The organism is Alphaproteobacteria bacterium (genome assembly GCA_016870095.1).
Classification (GTDB): Bacteria; Pseudomonadota; Alphaproteobacteria; order Paracaedibacterales; family VGCI01; genus VGCI01.
The window spans coordinates 136,342-159,658 of the sequence record VGCI01000003.1 but is presented as its reverse complement, the minus strand read 5'-3'; the positions used below and the strand labels follow the sequence as shown (position 1 = coordinate 159,658).

Here is a 23,317-nt window from a genome sequence, read left to right as displayed (position 1 = left end):
CACCAAGAGGTCTTAATTATTTCCAATTGCCATAGATTTTAAGGCAGCGTAGGATACATTAAATACAAAAAAAACCTTAGCTTTACCCTTTTTTTATGAGAGTAAAAGACATAAATTATGTATATGGATTATTGGCCTTCTATTCTTGCTCTAACAAGTTTCCAAATCGTGGGCTTGATTAGTCCTGGCCCGGACTTTACGGTTGTTGTACGCAATTGCCTAATTTATTCCCGAAAAACAGGAATTTTAACCGCCATCGGTGTTGCTTTAGGCATTTTTGTCCACCTGTCTTATATTCTTTTAGGTCTTGGCATTCTTATCGCCCAAAACCAGTGGATTTTTCTTTTATTCAAATACTTAGGATGTTTTTATTTAATTTATATTGGCATAAAGGGGTTAAAGACGCGCAAACAAACGCTAGAATACGGAACTCCCCATCAGCAAAAAGACATATCGACTTTAGCAGCTCTTAGAAATGGATTCTTAACTAATGTTCTCAATGCAAAGTGTATGTTGTTTTTTTTAAGCATCCTTACTGCCTTTTTAAAACCTAATATTCCCGGAGTCATTATTTTCATCTATGGTGCCATTATTTTTCTGACAACACTTGTCTGGTTTTTTTTAATCGCGCTTTGCTTTTCCAATAAACGCTTACGGTATAATTTTAGCAATATGCACCATTGGATTGAGCGTGTAACGGGATGTTTACTAATTCTTTTGGGTATTCGGATGTTTTTTGCTGAGGCCAGTTCTCATTAGGAGGGTGAATTTCTGTAAATTATGGCTTTTCGTGAATGGTTTGTGTGGTAAATATCTGAATTTGAGTCAACGGATTTTGCCAACAATTTCTTGGCAAATCAGCCTTTTGGAAACATAATTCTGATAAAAAATCATCTTTAGTACGAAAATTTTTAGATACCTCCGGTAAAAATACGCCACTACGCTTTCCTTGAGAAACAATAACTCCATGGGTGCCATAAACAATATCCTGCGCACTTCTTGCTATAAGGGGTTTATCTAATATAGAGATTTCAATAAGCAAATCTTTCACTTCATTTAAGGTTACAGTAGCAAACCGAATATCTTGCGTAGCCGCCTCAATTATCATGTGTTGTACCGCAAGATACAACGGCTCTTCAGCTTCGAAGCGACCCATACAACCTCGAAGGTTCCCTCTCTTGTCCCGTAAAGTCACAAAAACAGCTCGCTTTTGTGTTAAGACGGGATCTTCAATTATAAAGGAGGGTGCTGTTTGATTTTTCAGGTAAGCCGAAAGCGTATCTTTCGCCAAATTAATAAGGATATTCCCCTTATCTCCCTTTATCTCGTTTGATGTCAAAATTAGTGATGCATTATAACCAACCACCGATGATTTATCGTGAATATTATTGCCGCTATTGGCGTAATTCAGATTTTGGTACTCACCTTGCCCAGAAAGAGCATTTAATTCCAAAAGTGTCAGAACGGCTGCTGCACCACATAATTCAATCTCGCCTTTTTCATACGCTTCTTGAAAAAAAGGGGGGGAAAGTTTTTGAATAGCATTTTGGGTGTTTTGATCAATATTACGAGCTGTGGGATCCGGATGATAGTGACTGAGATCGGTCGAAACAATAACACAAGCTGAACGTCCTCGAAGATGCTTGTAAAGAGCTTGAGCCAACGACTTTGCATATTTAACATCTGAAATTAAAATGGGAACGATTTTTGCAGTTTTGCTAACAGATTGAATAAAGGGAATTTGAACTTCCAGAGAATGTTCAGAACTGTGAATATTAAAATCATAGAGAAAATCTGGAGACTCATCACGAAGGCTTTTTGCCAATGACTCTTCGATGGAAATTTTTCCAAGCGGTGTTTGCCAATCACCCTCTGGCCAAATTGATACACCCGGAAACGGGGAAGCGTGGTATGGACCTATCAGAATAATAACATCAACAGGATAATCCTTAATTAGTTTATAAACATAAGCTGCCGTCTGACCGGAATATTTATATCCCGCGTGGGGAACAATCATCCCCAGAATTTTGGCCGACTTGGGGATAGGCGGCTCTTGCTTTATAGCCCCTAAATAGGTAGCAATATCTTTTTTCAAATCCGCAGATGACGCAGGATAAAACTGTCCAGATACCACGGGATATCTCACCAGGTTTGAAGCTGAGCACGCCAGAATCATGCCAAAAATCATAAAGCAAATTTTTTGAAACATATTAACTCCCGACAGAATGCCTGATTTTTTTATTCTAGAACATTCATAAAAATATTACTTCAGAAAATTAGAATTCGATTTTTCTTGCGTCTCCATATTTTTGCGAATATTGTGAAAATCATGATCAATCTTTTTCTCACATCTATGGCCAAGTGGACGTCCGCCTGAGGCGGCATTACCTTATTTTACCGAAAATTATTAATCGTATGAATTAACCCTTAATCTCAAGGCACAGTAGAGAAATGACCCTCCTTAAAAGCTTACCCGCTCAACTCATCATTGCCATAATTGCTGCTTTTTTCTTAAGTGATATTTTAACTCTTGATATCACGCGAATCTTTTTCACCATTAGTTGTGGCTTGAAAGAAATCTTAATGGGTATCTTACCCTTTATCATTTTCAGCTATATTGCTGCAGCTATTTTATCCATGGAACAGCGAGCTCCTTTGCTTATATTAAGCATTTTAGCTCTGGTCACTCTCTCGAATGCGTTTACGGTTTTAATATCTTACGGGATTGGGGTAACTCTCCTTCCTCTTTTGACCATTGGCGGAGATGTTTTAACAAATATTAAGGATACTGTAAGCCCTATTTTCTCTCTACATATCCCAGAAATTCTTGCTCCCGACCGGTCTATGCTACTGGGCATCATTGTTGGGCTCGTGTTTAGTTTTTTCAAAGTTCCTGTTGTTACAAAATTCGCTATCGATATGCGCCATTATGTGACTGTTTTTCTGCAAAAAGCTTTTATCCCTTTGTTGCCAATATATGTCTTTGGCTTTATTTTGAAAATGGAACACGAAGGAACTTTGTCCATTCTTATCAAGAATTCTGGTCATATTTTTGGGTTATTGTGTGCTGTTATTGTGATTTACATTGCATCCTTATACCTCGTCGCGAGTGGATTTCGAATGACTCGTTTTCTCGAGCTCGTGCGCAACATGATTCCTGCAGGGATTACAGGTTTTTCCACCATGTCAAGTGCTGCAACCATGCCGGTAACATTAGCAGCAACTGAAAAAAATACGAATGACGAGCAATTTGCGGACCTCGTGATTCCAACCACTGTCAACATCCATCTTATTGGGGATGCTTTAGGAATTCCCATTTTGGCTCTGGCCGTGTTAAGTCTTTCAGGAATTCCTCTACCGACAATTGAGAACTATTTATTGTTTACTCTTTATTTTTGCTTAGCTAAGTTTTCCGTGGCAGGAATTCCTGGCGGAGGCATTATTGTGATGCTCCCCATTTTACAAAAGTACTTGCATCTGACACCTGAAATGGCAACTTTGATGACCACTATTTATATTGTGCAAGATCCTATTTTCACCAGCGCAAATGTCATGGGCAATGGAGCTTTTGCAGTCCTAATTCGCAAAATAACCCGCCAAGATAAAAAAGCCATTACACTTTAGATTTTGACTCTTGGGCGTTTAAAAATTCTCGAACCAACCCAGGAGTTAAACTCGTAATAGGGTTAATGGCAAGCGCAGGATCTTGCCGGTCCCCTGTCATGGTAAACTGCGTCATGAATACGCCATCTTCTCTTCCCCCCGAAATCCAACTCCCCACCAAGGGAATGCGCGCCAAGATTGTATTAATAATATATAATGGAATGAGTTCTCCTGAAAAATTGACTTTGTTTGCGTAGCGGTCCAAAGACCCATTTAAGATCAGACCAATGGATGGACTAATCAGTCGCATTTTTTTTACGACCAGCTTCTCAGGAGAAAGAGAAAAGTCTGTAGTGCCTTCCTGAAAATGAATTCCTCGTCCAGAAAAGAAATTCACAATTCCCTTAAGAGAGGCTGCTGATAGTAACCTGGCCAATAGAGGCGCCTTATTAATTGTGAAATTGCCGATGCTAATGTTTCCCCTAATCTCCCAGCTATTTTTGTCACTCTTCGACAAAGCATCTGCGATATTTCTATTTTTTTCAGTCTTAATGCCTTTTATTACCAGATGCCCTCCCTCGACATCATAGTCTGCACCTAGCATCTCTAGGAGATAGCCTCCATTAGCAGATTCTAAGGTAAATTGCTGTTGTTCAGGCGACACAGGCGACATACTTAATGAAATTTTTTCTTCCTTGTGCGGAACTTTTCCTTTTACATCCGCTTTCATGAGAGTATTTCCTTCATAAATCATTTCCCCATCTACATGATGTATAGGATTGATTTTTCCCAAAAAAACTTCATCCAACAATAATTTAACTTTAAATCGTGTTGCTTGCGCTCCTTTAGGAGATGGTAGGGGTTGCAAAAGAGGCTCTTGAGTTGAATCATCCAAAATATAAGATAAATCCAGCACCTTTCCTTGAATTGATGCCTGGAGCACTCCATCGCTATCTTGGTGTATAATTGATTTCAAGTGACTATTGCCAATTTGCAGGTGATCAACTTCATACACTTTTCCTGTTTTGTTCCGTTCCTTCACTGTTAAATTAAGTTGGGGAGCCACTAATAGAGCTTCATCTAAATGATAGGTTTCAAGAACTTGCTTTTTATAAAATTTAAGTTTTAAATGCGCAGCTTCTCCTGCTGGCTTTTGCCACGCCAAGATCGGAGAGACCATCACTGTCTGCGTGAGATCAACAAACCCCTCTATTCTGCTCCTTGCATCCTCTCCTACTGTGTAATGTATATTGGCTGAGGCTTTGCCACCCAAATAATCAGAGGCATAAATACCCAAATTTTTTAACTGCTGAACATCTAGATCACCGCGCACCGTAAATTGGCGACGAAAAGGAATATTTTTACCCTCAAAATGTTCTTGCCAACCAATTTGAGTGGGAATCATTTGAATAGATGCCCCCCCTTTCATTGTTAAAGTCTCTTTATCAACGTCCAAAACAAAGTTTCCTTTATCCAGCGTAACCGGTTTGCCATTTATGAGGGCATCATACTGTATTTTTCCATCTTGAATTTGACTTTTAGCGGTCACTTTGACGCACTCTAAAGGAACGTTTGTTTCCAAGGGAAAGCTTAAAGAAACTTGAGTTGCAGCACGACCTTCAAATCTCTGCGGATCAAGATCAAGCTTTTTAGCTAAATATAGAGGATCCGAATTAATAATTTCGAGACTATTGCGAATAGAGCCCTCTAAATCCAATTTAATATCAATAGTTTGATCATTGATATGAAGATCATTGATCACAATATTAGCACTTTTAAGACGAATATCATTCGCCATCCCTACAGCCTGAATTTTAAATTGTTCACGAGTAAATGTACAATTGCCTGTAACATCAGTTGCTGGAGGTAACAAACCAAAATAATGAACCGTTACTTGACTTGCGCCAATCTGGCCATAAATGTTTGGCACCTCAAAACGGTTAATTTTAGCACCCGCATCTACGTGAACTATGCCTTGCATTTTTGTCATGACAGTATCTGCTTTACCCTTTGAAAGCTGGTGTACTACCCAATGCCGAGGTTTGGGGCTTAAGCCTCTTGGCCAGAGTAACTTGAGGTCATCAACAGGTATGGCTCCTCCTTTGCCCTCTAAAGATACTTCAAGCAAACCTCCTTCTTTATGAAGCTTTTTCCAGGTAATGGGGGAACGAAGCGAGCCTTTTAATGACAAATAAGAATCTCCTCGCTTCAGAGATAATTTTTTTAAGTACACGTTTTGTTCGGTTACAATCAAAGTCAGTTGAGTTTGATCCACATGAAGGGGGTCAGGATAAATTTCTGGTATCAAAAGGGTTCCCCCCTCACTTATACACTGTAAGCTGGCCTTTGAAATGCCAAGGAAACGACTTCCCTCCATGAAAAATTTACCTTGAACCATAAATGAAGTTTGTTGAGTTAAATGTTGACCCCAAAGAAAATGCGCCAAAGCGCTAATATTCACACTGTGAAATTCTGCGTGCATTGCCACATCTTGGCCCCTCATTTTCACTTTTCCAGAAATAATTCCTATTAAATCATTTTGAGAAGAGATTTTTGCAGAATCAAAAAATATTCTGCCAATTTCCGCATTACCATTAAAAAGAGGGAGAATTTTAAGGGAGAAGAGAAGACGGGGAATTTCGAGTTTTAAATTTCTTTCCTCATTTTTTATGCTGACATTATGCACCCTTATTCCCAAAGGATGACGCCAGCCCCCCCACCTCATTTTTGCTTTGGGGAGCGATAACTCAACATTTCCAATAGTTTCTGTCAGAGCCAGTTGCAAAGAAGGTGTTAACCAACCGGGAGGGAGTCGATAAAACGCAAGAGCTCCAGCCAAGACGATTGTAACTAAAGGAATTGTAAGTAATTTAGCCACACTCGACAAGATTTTATAGCTACGCGCGATGATGAACCTTGCCCTTTCTTAGTGCAATCCATTAATATACAACTTAATACTATCTGAGATCATGATTGTGAGGCTAGACAGTATTATTAACTTTTTAAATTAAGGGAGATATATATGAACTGGAATCTTTTAAATTGGAATCTTTTGTCTGTCGCGTTACTCGGTTTAAGTTTAATTGCTTGTGAAGGCAAAAAAGAAGAGAAAAAAGTTGAAGAAGCACCTGCTACAAGTCCATTAAAGGTTGAAGAAACGAAACCAACACCAGAAACAAAAGAAACTGTAAAGGAAACGACGAAAGAAGAAACAAAAGAAGAAAAGAAAACTTCTTAAGTGTCTCTCGAAATTGGAAGCACGGCTCCTAATATAGACCTGCCCGGCGATACCGGGCAGATCTATAAGTTATCTGACTTTGAGGGAAAAAAGGTAGTTCTCTATTTTTATCCCAAAGATGATACGAGTGGCTGTACAACTGAAGCTTGTGATTTTCGGGATAGGTTAAGAGATTTTAACCTCCTAAACGTTATTGTCCTTGGTATTTCACGAGATTCTCCCAAAACTCACGATAAATTTAAAGCAAAATATGGGCTTACCTTTCCCCTTCTATCTGATGAAGAGGGAGTTGTCTGTTCTGAATATGGAACGTGGGTTGAAAAATCTATGTACGGCAAAAAATATTTTGGAATCGAACGATCAACTTTTCTCATCGATGAAAGGGGTATTATCCAAAAGATTTGGCGTAAAGTTAAGGTTGATGGCCACGCAAAAGAAGTTTTGCAAGCCATTCAAACCATTTAGGGACTCGAAACAATTTTCTTAACTTATTTTTAAGAATTAATCGAATTATAATAAAATTGAAAGTTAAATTTAAATATAGAGGTTAACATGAAGCGTTCCAAAATTATATTACTTCTAACTGTAGGTGTTTTATCAGCTTCTGCATTATTAATGTCAGGTTGTGCAAATCCATATGACATTAATGCATGTGAAGGTGGTCGTTACCAACCTCCTCATTACGGTACTTATCCAAATTCTTCTTATTATGATAATGATTATTATAAGAAATATGAACGTTCCAACTCTGGGTATGGTGACCACCGATATGACCATACTTATGGTCCCAATCAACTCTACCATCCTTCAGACAAACCATAACTTTAACCCCTTAAAGTCGTTAAGACCTTAATAAGGCTATTGCTAATAAATAACAAAAAAGCCCCTTTTATAGGGGCTTTTTGTTATTTTTCTAAAGAGAAAATGATATAATTATTCTTTTTACATTCTTCGAATTTTCATAAGTAAACAGGAACATAGGAATTGCAATACTACTTTCGTTCCTCCTTACATAATTATACGCAAAGATTGTACCTGTTAGGGCTTTGCTTAAAGATCTATCTCTCCTTGAAATTTGATATGAGCTGGACCTGTCATTGTAATCGGATGACCCTCACGCCAATCAATAAGAATTTCACCCCCCTCTTGAATGACCCGAAGCGGAGACTGCCCGGATGAAACTAATTTTTGATGAATAGCCGCCACAGCTGCCGCGCATGCACCAGTCCCACATGCCATCGTATATCCTGCACCCCGTTCCCATACCCGCAAACGTAAAGTTCTTCCATTTATAATTTGGGCAAAACCAACATTGACACGCTCAGGAAACGCTTGGTGATTTTCAATCTGAGGTCCAATGCTGGCTAAAGGAATCTCATCTACATCCCCTACAAAAAATACCGCATGAGGATTTCCAACATTCACACAAAAAGAGGCAATTGTATTGTAAGATACCTCTCTCAACGCTTCTGGATTTGCCAAAGGAATCTTTTCCCAATCAAATCGAGGTGTACCAATCGTCACAGAAATGGCAGCCCCCTCATCCCGTTGATCATTGGACCAAAAGGCACGACAAAGAGTTCCTGCCGTTTGTATAATCAGCTCGTCTATTTTTTCAGCCTCCATGATAAGCCGTGCGACACACCGAGTTCCATTGCCACATGCCCCCGCATCACTTCCATCTGCATTATAGAGTTTAAGACGAAGATCTGCCTGGGCATCTGTTGGAGGGAGTAGAAAAATAATTTGATCACAACCCACACCTTGCCGGCGATTGGCAAGCCGTTGAAGTTGCTGGGAATCTAGGGGCACAAATTCGTCTCTGGCATCAATAATGATAAAATCATTTCCAAGGGCCACAGCTTTTGTAAAAGAAATACGGGGCATAGCGTTGCACCTTTCTAAAAACAGGGAAGCAAATTTTTGAAATGGTTGTCGTTACGACTCTTAAGAAAACTTGTATATGGTTTTAGCTAAAAAGACTAATAAAATTTATAATTGAAACTATTGTGTGGTGCAAAACTTCATTCACATGATAAAAATAGGCCATAGAGGAGACATCAAATGACTTTTATATCCGGTTCCCTGGTTTTTTTTGTCATTTGGTGGGTTGTCATATTCGTAGTTCTTCCCTTTGGCATTCAAACCGACCAGCATCCCCAAAAGGGATTTGCAACAGGAACTCCCAAAAATCCTAATTTAAAGAAAAAATTTCTTATAACTACGCTTCTAACCAGCATTATTTGGGGGATAATACAAATTATTATGGTTAATCAATGGATTAAGTTTACCTAATTGTCTCAATGAATAATGAGCTAAGTATTTAAGTGATCTAGGGAAACATTCGTGCCGTCAATGGCCTCAATTCTTTTCCCTTCTTGAGGCACAAAAACTTGCAATTTTGGGAAGTGGTCTTGAAACTCCACTTTATTATGTACTTGATCCCAAGAAGAATCAAGCCACTGCAAGTTATTCCTCTCAACGGATAAGGTTCTTAAATTGACCAAATAACCAAAATAATCATTCCACAATCCATCAAATCCACACTCATGGGCAATTAAGATCTCTAAAGGAATCGCACTAAGAGTAATTAGCTTAGGCGGCTTCGATTGAGTGCCGTCACCTTTACCAAATTGCCCATCATCCTGCTCTAAAAGATTGAATGAAATATCTAAGATCTCAAGACCCATAAATCCTCTTAATATATCTAGCTCTGACAGAGCTGTAAGACCAATATTTGCAATATTTAACTCTTTAAGACTTGAAACTGAGCTCCCTTTTAATTTAGCGAGGGTCTTGATCCCGGGATTATTTGAGACATTTAAAACTTCCAAATATTCTAATTCTAATGCCCACTCCAACCCTATTAGGGCATTATTAGATAAATCTAAACAACGCAGTGTCCATCGAAGGTCTCTCAACAAACGAGGGTTTTCGAGCCGATTACAGGATAAATCAATTACAGAATAGGCACATAAAGCGAGTTCTGAATTAAATAATCCAGGATCCGTTTCATCTCGAACAAGGCGTCGTCGATTGAGTTGAGGATCTGTTAATTGCAGGGAGCTTAAATCGATTTTTCCCGCCCCTATTTCAAGAAAGACATCTGACAAAGCAGTACTTTGATTATCAAAGAAAAAGGAAAAGGGTTTTACGGACCAGTATCCATACGCAGCCTCAACCCAACCTTTGGGTGGTCCTTTAAGTTTATCTAATTGACTGCTTTGTCTAATAACATTCCTTCTGTAGGCAGCGAGCAATTCTCCATGCAAGGCAAGTTTGTCGTGTACCGACTCCGGTCGTTGCCTCTGCTCAGGCCGATTTAGCATTTTATCTTGCCTTGTCTTTTTGCTCGTTTCCAATCTGACTTTTAGGGAGGCCTCCCATTTTGTAAGGTGTTCATCATAAGTATCTTGTAATTTTTTTATAATTTTAGGGCCATTAAATGAGTTTTGCCTCCTAGAGATCCAATTAGTATCTCTTAAGTCCTCGAGAACAGCGATAAATCTTTTTCTATGAAGTTCCACAATCTCAATTGAGGGAAAATCCTCTGCCATAGTAATTTGTTTTGATAAAGTAAATGGCGAAAGAGTTATCTCTTCAGTCGGATCTATACAGGAATTATAATTTCGACGAATAATTTTTTCAAAATACGTTGGAGTAGGTTTGAAAAACGCTCGACGACTAACCGTCTTACATTCTCTTTTTCTTTCCGTTTCTATAACGCAGGGATGGGAATAACGAGTCCGTATATCCAATCCCACGTAAGCTTTATTAAACGGTAAAAAATTTTCTGGTTGCTGCAGTCTTTTATAACGCTGGTCTAACTGTCGTTCTAATAAGTATATCTCATCCAATGACGAATCTGTCTCTTCGTTTTTCATATCAGGCTCTAACAATTGCCCAAAGATTGGCATGACAAATTGCCTTTTAATTGCTTCCCTTTCTATTAGTGGATTTTGCTGCTTTCCTACAGTAACTGTTGTGGGATTAAAATCAAATTTCAACTGCAGTTGAATGGCCTCAAAGGAGGTATGGGCTTTATCGCAATAATTACCCCCATATTGAGTTATGATAGCGTCAAATATTTGCGATTCCCGGATCAGATGTTCATTCAACCACATCTGTAGGATTTGAATTTCAATTTCAAGGTCCTGCAAACTCAATCCAAAACACTTTACCCGATTTGAGCCCGTGAGTTGTTTAGGGTTGTTTTGATAAGGATGAACAAAGGGGTCCGTACTGACATTATAATTTCTTCGCAGACTATACATGTAGTCCTCAAGCTCTGAATCCGTCAGCTTAAAGATTACATGTTCTCCATCTTCTGAATCAAATAGCTTACGATCTTCAAGATCCTCTTCTGTTAAACTAAATGATCGCAACATCATTTCATCATCTGATTGAAAGTGAAATAACTTTACCTGATCAGTTAAATTCTGAATTTCCGTTAATTTTCCTCTAACAACATGTTGTATCTGACACCGTTTTTGAATGACCTCAAATTCTCGTGCCGCAATTTCCACTTGCTTTTTTTCCTCTCGAATTGCAGTCATTTTCGTTTTAAAATTGCTAGAAAAGCGCGGCAAAATAGACTCAATATCTTTGACAGAAACATGAATTTTTTTTGCTTCTAAGGCGTCATGCAATTCTTTCGCATAATTCTTAGAATAATCCCCCTGATCAACGGGACGATAAAGTTTTTCCAGCTCATCTAGTACTTCAAATGAAACTTGGCCTATCCCTAATTCGGCTTGTGCCTGCGCGCACTGGAGCTTATAATTATCTTCCAAATTAATTTTGAACATTCTTTTGGTATTAAATTCATCGGCCATTTTTTTTGCGCGACCCCACCAAAGGGTATGTTCATGGCCGAGTCTATTACTGAGAGCTTCTCTTTTAGGCTGTTTAGGGGGCATCTTATCGCTATCAAAGTAACACCGCCTTTTAAAATCATAATTTTTTTTGGCGCGACGAAATCCATTTTCTAAATTTACAAGTCTCATCGATTGAGCTGGAGTATTACGATCCTCTATTTTTTGATATTGGCTTACGCTTCCTTCTTTAGATTTAAGTCCGATCGTTTTCCTAAGTTGAGGAGCAGAAGCTGTCAAACTGCTCAAATTAAGAGATAATGCCAATTTATTAGGACCTATTTCTGTGTTCTTCACCCGCCCCTTGTAGGCTAACGGAGTTCCGAGAGAATTTCTTCTCCCCGAAAGTGGTGGGGTGGGTAAGCTCTCTGTCTCCACTTCCATCGGCTCACTCGAGGTCTCAACGTCCATTGGCTCTTCGGAGTCACTTTCCGCAGTTGAGGTAACCTTCAACGCTAACCCTTCTTTTGGAAATGTTTGTGATCCTGCAGACTTTCGAAGATTTTCTAACCGAGGAGACGCAGACATTGTCGCCACCTCTTGCGAACCATAAAATGTACTACTGCGTAAACTTCCCCCGGGAGTAGAGGTCGGAGTACGTGGCGTACGCGGAGTCCGTGCAGTTGTGCGTGCGGATCGTGGTGTTACAAAAGGGTTTGTATTGTGATTTGAGTAAACCGGCTCTTGCGGGAAAGAATCAGAGGACGGGCGAGGTGAGCTACGCGATGTCGCATTAAATAATTGCGTGAGATCTGTTTTACCGGTTTGGATATATGGATCTTCTTCGACCGCAGAGGAAGATTGCAATAATAAGGTGAGATAGCTGAGAATAAGAGTAAGTGAAGGAACGTATCTCAATGAACTATTTTTAACCTAATTTTAGAAAAATATGCATTAATTCACAATATCCAACCCCCTAAAGAAGAGTCAATAGTCTAAAAGGCTGATGAGGTCGCTGGATATTCAAAACCATTATTTTAAACTAATTATTATATTTAATTTTTTGCTTAAAAAATTTAGTTTTCTCGGAATATGCCTTTTAAAAATATCTAGAGGTTTATGTAATTACCTAATGTGTGTGACGCAATTCATTTACAAAATCAATCAAGCCTAGTTGTCGAGTCCGTCGCAATCGTTCGGCCGTCAAGATTGCCCGAACTTGTGCCACGCTTGTGGTCAAATCATGATTAATAATAACATAATCATATTCCGCCCAATGGCTCATTTCCGTAGCGGCATCGGCCATACGCCTTTCAACAACAACATCTTCATCTTGTGCCCGTGACCGTAAGCGTCGCTCTAATTCTTCTGTAGATGGGGGTAAAATAAAAATACTAATTAAGTCCGTCCGTGCTAATTGCGCCAATTGTTGCGTCCCTTGCCAATCAATATCAAAAATAATATCTTTTCCTGCCGCTAAGGTGTCTAAGACCTTTTGCTTAGGTGTCCCATAACTATGGCCAAAAACTTCTGCACTTTCTAACAATTCTTCGCCATCAACCATACTCTGAAATTGAGAAAGTGAGACAAAAACATAATCTCTGCCATCCACTTCTCCCGGCCTCGTGGGACGTGTAGTTACTGAAATTGAAGGAGCCAGTGTGGGTTCTAATTCAAGTAATTTTTTGGAAATAGTGGTTTTTCCGGCTCCGGAGGGAGAGGAAAGAACAAGCATGATACCGCGACGCGTAATATTCATCATAAAATCCTACTTTTCAAAAAACTCAACGTTTCTTTTTAAAAGTACCAATTTTTGGGGAAAGTTCAATAACAAACTCAACAATGTTTTAGACCTTCCCGATAGGTGGGATAAGTTAATTTTATGCCGAGAGATGCTTTGATTTTTTCATTTGAAACACGTTTGTGCTCCGCATAAAATTCTTGTAACATCAAAGAAACCGTTGCATCCCCAAATGCAATCAGAGGCGGCACATCACATCCCAATAGCTGACACCCGTAAGCAATAACGTCAGCAGTTGAGGCGGGTTCGTCGTCGGCCACATTGTATATTTCTCCAGGATGAGGATTAAGAATCGAAACCTTCAAAACTGTTACAATATCATCAATATGCACGCGAGAAAATACATGACCTGGTTTATCTAATCGTTGAGAGTTTCCTAATTTGATAGACTCTAAAACACTCCGTCCGGGGCCATAAATTCCACTGAGACGAAAAATATGAATGGGAAAAAAGGGCTCATGGTTTTTTTTATCCAACCACTGGGTTTCAGCCAGTTGGCGTTGACGTCCCCGTTCAGATATTGGCAATAGAGATGTCGTTTCGGTTACCCAAGCTCCGTGATGATTCCCATACACCGATGTTGCAGATAAATAACCCAGCCAATTTACAGAGCTTGGAAGAGTCTTAAGGCACCTTAAAACAATGTCACCTTCTTCATCCGGAGGGATCGCAACCAAAATATGCGTAACATTTTCTAAAATGTGTGAGGGGAAAGGTAAGGAACCTCCCCATACAATTACTTCAAATCCCTGCTCTGTAAGGATGTTTGCTTGCTTTTGGGTGCGTGTTGTTCCCTTCACCTGCCAACCCTCTATTAAGAGAGAACGCCCTAAGTGTTGACCTACATATCCCAAACCAAAAATAAGTATCGCGGGAGGCATTAAAAATCGAGATCGGCATAATGTGGAGATGGGAGCATTCCAGGAACACGATCCGTTAGCAAAGCCCGAAAACTCGGACGAGATTTGATTCTTACATACCAATCTTTTGCAAGTTCATACTTATCCCAAGGGACATCTCCAAGATAATCAACAACAGATAAATGAGCCGCTGCTGTAACATCCGCTAATGAAAATTCATCACCCGCTAACCATTTGCGGCGATCAACAAGCCAGGAAATATAGGTGAGGTGATCATGAACATAAGACTTTATTAATCGTAAAATGGCAGAATTGGGACCCGAGTGGTCCTTATAAATATGTTTTTTAAGTACTTTCTCCAATATAAGACTAACACTCACTTCCTGTGCAAACTTATCATCAAACCAAGCCGATAGCCGGCGAACTTCTGCTCGCTGAGAAAGACCGACTCCAATTAATAACCGTTCGGGATAGGCTTCATCTAAATATTCAGCTATAGCCATACTATCCACAACAACAGTACCATTTAAATCAACCAGTAAGGGAACCTTTCCCGCAGGGTTTAAATCAATAAACTCCGGCCGTCGTTCCCACATTCTTTCTGTTTCAACACTAAAGTCCAATTTTTTTTCTGCCAAAATAAGGCGAACTTTGCGGGAAAAGGGGCATAGCCAATAATGATAAAGTGTACGCATAAGTAAAAAAACCTTTTGGGGTATAAAACCTTTCGATATATATCTTAATCGGCTGTGGTTTTGAAAGAAAGGGTTTATTCCAAAAATATACCTTCTCACCAATTAAAAATTATTCTTTCGAATGTGGAGGGAAAAACGAAAAAAATAAGGCGGCAAAAACGCCGATTTTACAGTCAGTTACCATTTGTATAATCAAATAAAAAGGCAAAGGAATTCATAAACACTCTCCCTATCCCTTATGTTAAGTTAGCATTGTCAACAGGACTATAGCTTTGCTACAACGTAAGGAGTTTTGGTGATTCGAGAAAAAGAGACACAGTGTTAGAGACTCCTGACAATATAAATCCTGATCTTCATCCCAAGGGTCAAATACACTTGGTGGGACATCATCATGCCCACGAGCAAATGCGTCAGGCTTTTTTTAAAGGCGCGATGCATCCCGTCTGGCTTATTGCTGGCGAACGGGGAATTGGCAAGGCAACTCTCGCTTATACAATGGCTCGTGAAATTTTAGAGCATGAAGTGCAAAATCCCGCTGTCGTTGCTCGCCAAATATATTTGGGAAGTTATCCAAATTTTCTTGCTGTTGAGAAAGGCGTAAACGCGGAAGGGAAAGCGTTACGTGAAATTAACGTAGAAGAAGGACGAAAGGTTAGCGCTTTTTTACGTCAATGCGCCGCCATTCCCGGATGGCGCGTCGTAATTATAGATGCCGTTGATGAGATGAACCGCAACGCTGCAAATGCCCTGTTAAAAATTCTAGAAGAGCCCCCGGCAAAAACCGTATTCTTTCTCATTACCCATTCTTTGGGTCAAGTCCTACCTACCATTCGCTCTCGTAGTTGCAAACTTCAGCTTTTCCCCTTATCAGATGAAGAAATTGCAACAAGTCTTGGCAAGAGTATTGCTTCTGAAATTATTCCTTTAAGTCAAGGAAGCATAGGACGAGCCATCGCTTTGCAGCGCTCAGGCGGCACCAAACTATTGGACCTAATTATTCAAGCAACAGGTGATGCCTTAAAAAGTGACTGGCGCAATGCCCAAGCCTTAAGTGCGTCATTTGACAAAAATAATCCAGGCTATGATGTCATGCTCGACTTAGTCGTTTGGGCTCTTCATCGTTTGATTATACTTGATCATCTTACCTTACCTGCCACGGCGGGAGATGGGAAATTAGCTACGTTAGTTAAACGGAAACCTATGTCCCACTGGGTGGATGTCTTTCACCGCGTTCAAGAATTTTTAAAGACTGCTCAAACCAGTTATTTAGATAGAAATCATATACTTATGGCCATTTTTTTTATAATTGAAAATCCAACAACTGGAGATGAGTTTATTTATGAACGACTCTAAAAATTTTTACGTAACAACCCCAATATATTATGTGAACGACGTTCCACATATTGGCCATATGTATACAACTCTCGCTTGTGATATGTTGGCACGCTTCATGCGTTTAGATGGTAAGAATGTTAAATTTCTTACCGGAACGGATGAACATGGACAAAAAGTTGAAAAGGCGGCTACGAATGCCGGAAAAGATCCGCAGGAATTTGTGGATACGGTTTCCCAAAACTTCCGAGATCTCGTCACATTCATGCAATTTTCCACAGATGATTTTATTCGCACAACCGAACCACGTCACAAGACTGCCGTCCAATACCTTTGGCAAAAACTTCTCGACAATGATGAGATTTATTTAGGAGGATATTCCGGGTGGTACTCTGTCCGTGACGAAACATTTCATCAAGAATCAGAACTCATCAATGGCAAAGCCCCGACAGGAGCCGACGTAGAATGGGTCACAGAACCCAGTTATTTTTTTCGTCTTTCTCGCTGGCAGGATCGACTCCTTAAATTTTATCAGGCAAACCCTGATTTTATTGCGCCCCAAAGCCGACGTAATGAAGTTCTTCGATTTGTGGAGAGTGGACTGAATGATTTATCTATTTCACGAACAAGTTTTAAATGGGGCATCCCCGTCCCCAACGACCCTGACCACATTATTTACGTTTGGTTAGATGCCCTAACAAACTATATATCCGCTCTTGGCTACCCAGATTTGGAAAATGTTGATTTTAAGTCTTACTGGCCCCAAAGCCTTCACGTAGTTGGCAAAGATATTTTACGTTTTCATGCCGTCTATTGGCCCGCATTTCTGATGGCCGCAGGTTTACCTGCCCCTTCCCGAGTTTTTGCGCATGGTTGGTGGACAAATGCAGGTGAAAAAATATCAAAATCCCTAGGGAATGCCATTGATCCTATCAAACTTGTTGATACTTATGGTCGGGATGCTGTTCGCTATTTTTTCATAAGAGAAGTGCCTTTTGGAAACGACGGTGATTTCTCTGAATCAGCCCTCATTGGACGACTCAATAGCGATCTTGCGAATAGTTATGGAAACCTTGTACAACGAGTCCTCTCGTTTATTGCTAAGAATTGTGGAGGTATTTTACCCTCACCTGACAAACTAACGCTTATAGATAAAGCCCTGCTTTTAAAAGCCACAGAAATTTTACCCACTTTAAGAAGTGAAATCGAAAAACAGGCTTTGCACAAAGTCGCTGAAGAAATTTGGCATGTGATTGGCGAGGCAAACAAATATGTGGATGAGCAAAAACCCTGGTCTCTAAAAACCGAAGACCCTACGCGCATGAAAACCATTTTATATGTTTTGGCAGAAACTATCCGTCAAATCGCCCTATTAACCCAACCCCTTATTCCACAAGCCAGTCAACGCATTTTGGACCAGCTGAATGTTATGCCTGAAATGCGGACCTTTGCTCATTTGGATACTCCCCTAACTCCGGGGACAATTTTACCGCCACCTGAAGGCGTATTCCCTCGTTGGGTAAAGAAGGAAATATAACTCATGCTTATTGATAGTCATTGTCACTTAAATTTTCCTGATTTTGCTCCTGACTTAGAGAATGTTATCTCTCGAGCAAAAGAGAATGGGATTGGATTGATGGTAACCATTAATACAAAATTGGAAGAAGCTAAAAATCTTCAAGCGATTGCTGATCATTATTCAGAAGTATATTGCACTGTGGGTGTGCACCCCCATGATGCGACTCATTACTTTAAGGGTTATGAAGGTGAAGCCTTAACAGACCAAATTATTAAATTGGCACAACATCCTAAAGTTATTGGTATTGGGGAGACTGGGCTTGATTATTATTACAACAAGAGTCCTCGAGAGGATCAAATTTCCTCATTTCGAGACCACATTTTAGCGAGTATGAAACTAAATCTTCCTCTCATTATTCACACCCGAGATGCCGACGAAGACACAATTTTGTGTCTTAAAGAAACTGGGAAAGGTCGCGTCAAAGGTGTTTTTCATTGTTTCAGTGGCAGTGCTGCCCTTGCGCGTGAAGCCCTGGAACTCGGATTTTATATTTCCTTCTCCGGTATTGTGACTTTTAAGAATGCCGAAGGATTGCGTCAAATTGTCCAAGACACGCCTCTCGACCGTATGCTTGTCGAAACAGACGCGCCCTTCTTAGCTCCCGTGCCTCACCGCGGAAAACGCAACGAGCCAGCCTTCACTCGCTATACCGCAGAACTCCTAGCGGACTTAAAAAGTTTAAGTTATAGTGCGATCGAAACAGCAACCACGAACAATTTTTTTTCGTTGTTCACTAAGGCGAGATTAGAACCATGAAGATTACGATTTTGGGATGCGGCGCTTCTGGCGGTGTACCCCTAATCACCGGAGAATGGGGTTCCTGCAATCCCAATAACCCTAAAAATCGCCGACGTCGCGCTTCTGTTTTAATCCAAACAAAAGGGAAGAATATTTTAATTGATACCAGCCCAGATCTTCGCACACAGCTCTTGGATGCGGGAGTAGGAAGTATTGATTTGGTTCTTTATACACACGACCATGCTGATCATGTCGGAGGGATAGATGATTTGCGTCAAATTTATGCGAAATATAATCAACCGATACCCGCATATGCCGATCATGGAACCTTGAACCGCTTAAGACAAAATTATCGGTATGCCCTGACAACCTTAGATCCTCAATATCCTGCTTTTTTAGAAGGACGCGAACTGGAAGAAATCATAGACTTTCATGGTATTCAAATTATTCCCTTTCTTCAATATCATGGTCATCGGTCCTCTTTTGGTTATCGGATTGGGGATTTTGCCTATTCTACTGATCTTATTGAATTACCAGAAGAAAGTTATGAAATTTTGAAAAATCTTAAGATTTGGGTAGTGGATTGTTTGCGCGATAAACCCCATATTAGTCATGCCAATGTAGAACAGACCCTTAAGATGATTAATAAAGCCAAACCAGAACAGTCTATTTTAACGCATATGACTCATGATTTGGATTATGATGACCTCAATGGCCGCACTCCCCCTAATGTTACACCGGCCTATGATGGAATGATCCTGGAGCTTCCATGACAATACTTCATATTCTCATTCTGAGCGTGATACAAGGTCTGACAGAATTTTTACCTATCTCCTCATCCGGGCATCTCATTTTGTTGCCCAATTATTTTGGATGGGAAAATCAGGGTTTTGAAATGGATATTGCCCTCCACGTAGGAACTCTTTTAGCTGTATTAATATATTTTCGTGATGATATTTGGGGTATGTGCACCCATTTCTTTCGATTTTGTCTCCAGGGATTTCGCCTTCCGTTATTAGATGATCAAGTCCGCCTCGCCTTAAGTTTAGTCGTAGCAACACTCCCCGCCGTCGTCGTAGGGTTCATCTTAAAAAAACTAGGTATGGATCAAATTCGTCAAGTCGGAGTTATTGCAACAACAAGCATTGTGTTTGGGCTGGTATTGTTTGCCAGCGACCATTTTGGACCCCAGAAAAAATCACTCCAAGCCATAACTTTAAAGCAAGGGTTCCTTATTGGTCTTGCACAGGCTATTGCCCTTGTCCCGGGTGTGAGCCGTTCAGGAATATGTATAAGCGCGGCTCTCAGTCTCGGATTTACCAGAATTGCCGCTGCCCGTTTTGCCTTTTTAATGTCCATTCCCTCAATATTGGGTGCCGCAACACTCACAACAATTGATGTTGTGAAAGAGGGGACACCTCTCGTTTGGAACAATATTGGTTTGGCCATCATCTTCTCCGGTATGGCCGGAATCGCTGCAATCCATTTGATGATGACCTTTCTTGCACGTCATTCTTTAACCCCTTTTGTAATCTACCGCATTCTCCTTGGTCTTGGAATTTTATTGATTTTATAATTAAAATGACTTGAATTTCCTTATTGCCGTTCTCATATAAATTATAATTCTCATCGTATTAATGAGAAAATCCGAAAATTTATTGTGAAAGATTAGAACGTGGAAAATTTTATTCGGGCTTTTTTTATTTCTATTCTTGTGGGAACTATCTCCATTAGTTTCGCGCAAGAGCAAGATAATGACTTAGATACCGCTCTTACCGCCTCGTTAGGATTAACCTTAAAGGAGTATAGAGATGGCCTGAAAGCAGAAATCAATCGGGAAGGTTTTTATGATACTCGAAGAACGGCCCCCCCACCTCAAGTGATTGCCCCACAAGAGAAAGCCTCGCTAGACTACATTCGCAAACTTTTGGTTGAAGAAAACAGAAGAGGGGATATGGCCCATTCTGCAACAAGCACTCACGATCATGTATCCTTAATTCAACATCGTCAGGTACGTTACAATAATTTTGAAGATAGTCCGGGACATAGCGTAGATATCTTGCGAACCAATAAGTTATCACGGGAATATGCAGCGGGAAAACAAAGACCTATTCTTGAAAATTTTATGCGAATATTCAATTATTTAAGTCAAATTTACGCCGATTCTGACGTTCATATTTTAGATGATTATGTATTTGGAGGTGGCAACAACATCCGCCATCTTTTAGACATTGGAAACTTGTATAGTATTGACAATCCAAATTTGACTTTAGCTCAAGTGGGTCAACAAATGTGTGAATTTGTGTTAAACAACGATAAATTTTTTGCTGCCTATAAATATTTAGAAAGGCCTGTTGATATTGACACAATTTTGACCTATCTCAATAATCATTTTGCGCGAATGGATTCAGAAATAAGCCTCTGCCCTGCAGCTCGTGAAGTCTGGTCTCGTGCGTGGTCGTTAGCCATAAATCTTTACAACAAAAACCAAAATTTTTCTTATATTCAGATGATATTTGATCAAGTTCTAGAAGGTCATCTCACGAGAGGGGGGTGCATTCAAGGACGCATGAATCGTGGATTTGTTGGCTATGTTCAGCTCCTCTGCAAAGCTGGAGTCGGCATCTTTAATTAGGACCATTAATGTTTAAGACTTGGGCTATATATTGAGCGGCACACTGACTTGGGGACAAATCTTTTGAAGGAGCTTTAAGCATACTCAAGGCTCTTTTCATTTCTATTTTCATTGATTCACGAACTTTGTCGTTATATAAAATTTCTTTGACAGCTAATGCTAAATTTTCAGATGTGCATTTTTGCTGCAATCGTTCCGGAACAATTTCTTTATTCATCAGTATGTTAAGTAGACACGCATACTTTACTTTTATCATGAAATTTATCACAAAATGCGTAAATGGATTTATTTTATAAGCAATAACACTTGGTAAACCTGCTGCCCCTAATTCTAAGGAAACTGTACCACTCGCAGCTAATGCACCTCGACTTTCCTGTAAAGCCGAAATCTTTTCCAATTGTGTCGTGACTATTGTTGCTGGCACAGTCAATTGCTGGTGAATTTGATTCACTAAGTGAGGCAAAGTTGGAATTACAACATGTAAATTAGGGTCATTTTGTTGAAGCTTTAAAATCGTTTTTTGAAAGATGGGTAAAAGTCGAGAAATTTCCCCTCGGCGACTTCCGGGAAGAACAGTCAAAATTGAAGCGGATAGGGGAATATTATGTCGCTGTCGAAATGAAGAGTGCGCCGTATTTATTAATCCCAGCTCAACCACGGGATGCCCCACAAATTGGGTCGGCAACCCTTCTTTTAGGAAATAGCGAGGTTCAAAAGGAAACAAAACTAGTAAATGATTGAGAAATTTTGCAATTGATTTTGCTCTACCTGGACGCCATGCCCAAACAGAAGGGGCAACATAGTGTACAAGTGGGATGGCTTTACCTCTCTTCTTGAGTATTTTTCCAACACGAAAATTAAACCCCGGAGAGTCAATCGTTACGATAATATCAGGATTGATTTTCTCAATCGCATCAACTGTTTGGAAGATGCGTTTACGAATCCGCCAAATATGAGGAATAATTTCCGCAAGGCCCATGATGGATAATTCATCAATGGGGAATAGAGAAGACATTCCTTCTTCCTCCATTAAGGAACCTCCCAGGCCAACAAATTCAATATTGTTATTGAACTGCCATTTCAGGGAACTCATAAGATGACTCCCTAAAAAATCGCCTGATGGTTCACCTGCAGACAAGAAAACCTTGTATTTTTTCATGAATATGTAACACCAATGAGAAAGAGACCTGCTTTATCTGCAGCTGCTATAACCGCATTTTGATCTAGGATTTGAGTTGATCCAGCCTCTATAGCTATACCCGATAAACCCGCAGCTTGTGCTTGATGAATAGTGGCAACACCAATGGTAGGCAAGTCGGCCATGCGGCTTTGGTTCGGCTTCGCCATTTTAATCAAAACCCCCCCACGACCTTCACGCCGAAGCAACCCACAACGGGAAAGCAATCCTTCTGTTCCTTCAATAGCTTCAACTCCCAAAACGAGGTCTTCTTGAACCACCACAGCTTGGCCAATATCTCCAGCTCCTAAAAGATGAATAACTTCTTTTCCCCGTGTTATATTTTGCCAGTCTGTTTCGTTAGGTTCGTACATTCCCATAACTCCTTCAGGTGCCAAAAGATTGTCAAGAATGTCTGCAGAACTCATAAATTCAAACCCTTCTTCGCGCAAAAAAGTCATAATCGTTTTTAATAAACCATCATCACCCGCAGCACTTATCGCAAGTTTAGCACCTGCCAACTTTGTAAGACTTATCCTTGTAAGCCATTGGGCGGCTTTCCAATCAGGTTTGAGCTCCGACCAAGCCGGTCGACGCATACTACCCGCCATAATAATATGAGTAACTTTATTGGTTTTCATATAATTCAGCATTTTACCAATGGCTCCAAAATGAATCCAAATATGGCCCAGAATAAGAGATTGATTTTGATCGATAAGATCTGGATCTGTTTGTCCTTCAAAAGCAATAAGGAAAAGAGGCAGACCTTTTGCATGACACTCATGGATGATTTTAGAGGGAAGATCTCCCTGACCTGCAAAAAGAGCAAGGATACGAGCCACGAC

Annotated in this window: 21 protein-coding genes; 12 read left to right on the top strand and 9 right to left on the bottom strand. The window is 40.1% G+C overall.

Annotated features, from left to right (window positions below):
* Positions 1-117: 117 nt before the first annotated feature.
* Positions 118-759 (top strand): LysE family translocator, encoded by a 642-nt coding sequence (locus tag FJX03_03560; GenBank protein ID MBM3632771.1) that lies wholly within the window; start codon positions 118-120, stop codon positions 757-759.
* Between the two features lie 19 nt (positions 760-778).
* Here FJX03_03560 and amrB read toward each other — a convergent pair whose 3' ends face one another.
* Positions 779-2,209, bottom strand: coding sequence for an AmmeMemoRadiSam system protein B (gene amrB / locus FJX03_03555; protein ID MBM3632770.1), 1,431 nt, complete (start codon positions 2,207-2,209; stop codon positions 779-781).
* Positions 2,210-2,451: 242 nt separating this feature from the next.
* Between amrB and FJX03_03550 the strand changes: the two genes are divergently transcribed.
* Positions 2,452-3,624 carry a dicarboxylate/amino acid:cation symporter gene (locus tag FJX03_03550; GenBank protein ID MBM3632769.1) on the top strand — a complete coding sequence of 391 codons (1,173 nt, stop codon included), beginning with the start codon at positions 2,452-2,454 and terminating at the stop codon, positions 3,622-3,624.
* On the opposite strand, the gene FJX03_03545 is transcribed toward FJX03_03550, so the two are convergent.
* On the bottom strand, positions 3,614-6,481 hold the full coding sequence (locus FJX03_03545; protein ID MBM3632768.1) for a DUF3971 domain-containing protein: 2,868 nt from the start codon (positions 6,479-6,481) through the stop codon (positions 3,614-3,616). The two genes, FJX03_03550 and FJX03_03545, sit on opposite strands and share 11 nt — an antisense overlap.
* A gap of 144 nt (positions 6,482-6,625) precedes the next feature.
* Here FJX03_03545 and FJX03_03540 point away from each other — a divergent pair, with 144 nt between their 5' ends.
* The 3 genes from FJX03_03540 to FJX03_03530 all read left to right on the top strand — a co-directional run bounded on the left by FJX03_03540 (position 6,626) and on the right by FJX03_03530 (position 7,663).
* Positions 6,626-6,841, top strand: a complete 216-nt coding sequence (locus tag FJX03_03540) for a hypothetical protein (GenBank protein ID MBM3632767.1) — start codon at positions 6,626-6,628, stop codon at positions 6,839-6,841.
* The gene (locus FJX03_03535) at positions 6,842-7,306 is read left to right on the top strand and encodes a thioredoxin-dependent thiol peroxidase (protein MBM3632766.1); all 465 of its coding nucleotides are present in this window, start codon (positions 6,842-6,844) and stop codon (positions 7,304-7,306) included. It begins immediately after the preceding gene.
* 87 nt (positions 7,307-7,393) lie between these two features.
* On the top strand, positions 7,394-7,663 hold the full coding sequence (locus tag FJX03_03530) for a hypothetical protein (GenBank protein ID MBM3632765.1): 270 nt from the start codon (positions 7,394-7,396) through the stop codon (positions 7,661-7,663).
* 228 nt (positions 7,664-7,891) lie between these two features.
* Here the strand turns inward: FJX03_03530 and FJX03_03525 are convergent, their stop codons facing one another.
* On the bottom strand, positions 7,892-8,728 hold the full coding sequence (locus tag FJX03_03525; protein MBM3632764.1) for a diaminopimelate epimerase: 837 nt from the start codon (positions 8,726-8,728) through the stop codon (positions 7,892-7,894).
* A gap of 177 nt (positions 8,729-8,905) precedes the next feature.
* Between FJX03_03525 and FJX03_03520 the strand changes: the two genes are divergently transcribed.
* The gene (locus FJX03_03520) at positions 8,906-9,136 is read left to right on the top strand and encodes a DUF1467 family protein (protein ID MBM3632763.1); all 231 of its coding nucleotides are present in this window, start codon (positions 8,906-8,908) and stop codon (positions 9,134-9,136) included.
* A gap of 20 nt (positions 9,137-9,156) precedes the next feature.
* Here FJX03_03520 and FJX03_03515 read toward each other — a convergent pair whose 3' ends face one another.
* From FJX03_03515 to FJX03_03500, 4 genes are all read right to left on the bottom strand, one after another.
* Positions 9,157-12,573, bottom strand: coding sequence for a hypothetical protein (locus FJX03_03515; GenBank protein MBM3632762.1), 3,417 nt, complete (start codon positions 12,571-12,573; stop codon positions 9,157-9,159).
* Between the two features lie 211 nt (positions 12,574-12,784).
* Positions 12,785-13,414: a guanylate kinase gene (locus FJX03_03510; GenBank protein ID MBM3632761.1), complete on the bottom strand. Its 630-nt coding sequence runs from the start codon at positions 13,412-13,414 to the stop codon at positions 12,785-12,787.
* Positions 13,415-13,491: 77 nt separating this feature from the next.
* Complete coding sequence (locus tag FJX03_03505; GenBank protein ID MBM3632760.1) at positions 13,492-14,337, bottom strand: SDR family oxidoreductase; 846 nt, start codon at positions 14,335-14,337, stop codon at positions 13,492-13,494.
* A complete protein-coding gene (locus FJX03_03500; GenBank protein ID MBM3632759.1) occupies positions 14,337-15,011 on the bottom strand; it encodes a glutathione S-transferase family protein in 675 nt (224 codons plus the stop codon). Before FJX03_03500 ends, FJX03_03505 begins: the two co-directional genes overlap by 1 nt.
* Positions 15,012-15,329: 318 nt before the next feature.
* Between FJX03_03500 and FJX03_03495 the strand changes: the two genes are divergently transcribed.
* The 6 genes from FJX03_03495 to FJX03_03470 all read left to right on the top strand — a co-directional run bounded on the left by FJX03_03495 (position 15,330) and on the right by FJX03_03470 (position 21,295).
* Positions 15,330-16,364 carry an AAA family ATPase gene (locus FJX03_03495; protein MBM3632758.1) on the top strand — a complete coding sequence of 345 codons (1,035 nt, stop codon included), beginning with the start codon at positions 15,330-15,332 and terminating at the stop codon, positions 16,362-16,364.
* Entirely contained in the window at positions 16,351-17,880 is a 1,530-nt protein-coding gene (locus FJX03_03490; protein MBM3632757.1) for a methionine--tRNA ligase, read from the top strand. The genes FJX03_03495 and FJX03_03490 overlap by 14 nt, the downstream gene beginning before the upstream one ends.
* A gap of 3 nt (positions 17,881-17,883) precedes the next feature.
* Entirely contained in the window at positions 17,884-18,678 is a 795-nt protein-coding gene (locus tag FJX03_03485) for a TatD family deoxyribonuclease (protein ID MBM3632756.1), read from the top strand.
* Entirely contained in the window at positions 18,675-19,433 is a 759-nt protein-coding gene (locus FJX03_03480) for an MBL fold metallo-hydrolase (protein MBM3632755.1), read from the top strand. The genes FJX03_03485 and FJX03_03480 overlap by 4 nt, the downstream gene beginning before the upstream one ends.
* On the top strand, positions 19,430-20,236 hold the full coding sequence (locus FJX03_03475; GenBank protein MBM3632754.1) for an undecaprenyl-diphosphate phosphatase: 807 nt from the start codon (positions 19,430-19,432) through the stop codon (positions 20,234-20,236). Before FJX03_03480 ends, FJX03_03475 begins: the two co-directional genes overlap by 4 nt.
* Before the next feature lie 99 nt (positions 20,237-20,335).
* Positions 20,336-21,295: a hypothetical protein gene (locus tag FJX03_03470; protein ID MBM3632753.1), complete on the top strand. Its 960-nt coding sequence runs from the start codon at positions 20,336-20,338 to the stop codon at positions 21,293-21,295.
* Here FJX03_03470 and lpxB read toward each other — a convergent pair.
* A complete protein-coding gene (lpxB, locus tag FJX03_03465; protein ID MBM3632752.1) occupies positions 21,288-22,454 on the bottom strand; it encodes a lipid-A-disaccharide synthase in 1,167 nt (388 codons plus the stop codon). The two genes, FJX03_03470 and lpxB, sit on opposite strands and share 8 nt — an antisense overlap.
* Entirely contained in the window at positions 22,451-23,314 is an 864-nt protein-coding gene (locus FJX03_03460) for an LpxI family protein (GenBank protein ID MBM3632751.1), read from the bottom strand. The genes lpxB and FJX03_03460 overlap by 4 nt, the downstream gene beginning before the upstream one ends.
* Positions 23,315-23,317 lie beyond the last annotated feature (3 nt).

What these genes read in the sequence shown, in the direction of transcription:
- FJX03_03530 (MBM3632765.1), top strand. Translation starts at nt 7,394, where the DNA reads ATGAAGCGTTCCAAAATTATATTACTTCTAACTGTAGGTGTTTTATCA.
- FJX03_03550 (MBM3632769.1), top strand. Translation starts at nt 2,452, where the DNA reads ATGACCCTCCTTAAAAGCTTACCCGCTCAACTCATCATTGCCATAATT.
- FJX03_03500 (MBM3632759.1), bottom strand. Translation starts at nt 15,011, where the DNA reads ATGCGTACACTTTATCATTATTGGCTATGCCCCTTTTCCCGCAAAGTT.
- FJX03_03490 (MBM3632757.1), top strand. Translation starts at nt 16,351, where the DNA reads ATGAACGACTCTAAAAATTTTTACGTAACAACCCCAATATATTATGTG.
- FJX03_03540 (MBM3632767.1), top strand. Translation starts at nt 6,626, where the DNA reads ATGAACTGGAATCTTTTAAATTGGAATCTTTTGTCTGTCGCGTTACTC.
- FJX03_03560 (MBM3632771.1), top strand. Translation starts at nt 118, where the DNA reads ATGTATATGGATTATTGGCCTTCTATTCTTGCTCTAACAAGTTTCCAA.
- FJX03_03510 (MBM3632761.1), bottom strand. Translation starts at nt 13,414, where the DNA reads ATGAATATTACGCGTCGCGGTATCATGCTTGTTCTTTCCTCTCCCTCC.
- lpxB (MBM3632752.1), bottom strand. Translation starts at nt 22,454, where the DNA reads ATGAAAAAATACAAGGTTTTCTTGTCTGCAGGTGAACCATCAGGCGAT.
- FJX03_03505 (MBM3632760.1), bottom strand. Translation starts at nt 14,337, where the DNA reads ATGCCTCCCGCGATACTTATTTTTGGTTTGGGATATGTAGGTCAACAC.
- FJX03_03520 (MBM3632763.1), top strand. Translation starts at nt 8,906, where the DNA reads ATGACTTTTATATCCGGTTCCCTGGTTTTTTTTGTCATTTGGTGGGTT.
- FJX03_03480 (MBM3632755.1), top strand. Translation starts at nt 18,675, where the DNA reads ATGAAGATTACGATTTTGGGATGCGGCGCTTCTGGCGGTGTACCCCTA.
- FJX03_03485 (MBM3632756.1), top strand. Translation starts at nt 17,884, where the DNA reads ATGCTTATTGATAGTCATTGTCACTTAAATTTTCCTGATTTTGCTCCT.
- FJX03_03525 (MBM3632764.1), bottom strand. Translation starts at nt 8,728, where the DNA reads ATGCCCCGTATTTCTTTTACAAAAGCTGTGGCCCTTGGAAATGATTTT.
- FJX03_03475 (MBM3632754.1), top strand. Translation starts at nt 19,430, where the DNA reads ATGACAATACTTCATATTCTCATTCTGAGCGTGATACAAGGTCTGACA.
- amrB (MBM3632770.1), bottom strand. Translation starts at nt 2,209, where the DNA reads ATGTTTCAAAAAATTTGCTTTATGATTTTTGGCATGATTCTGGCGTGC.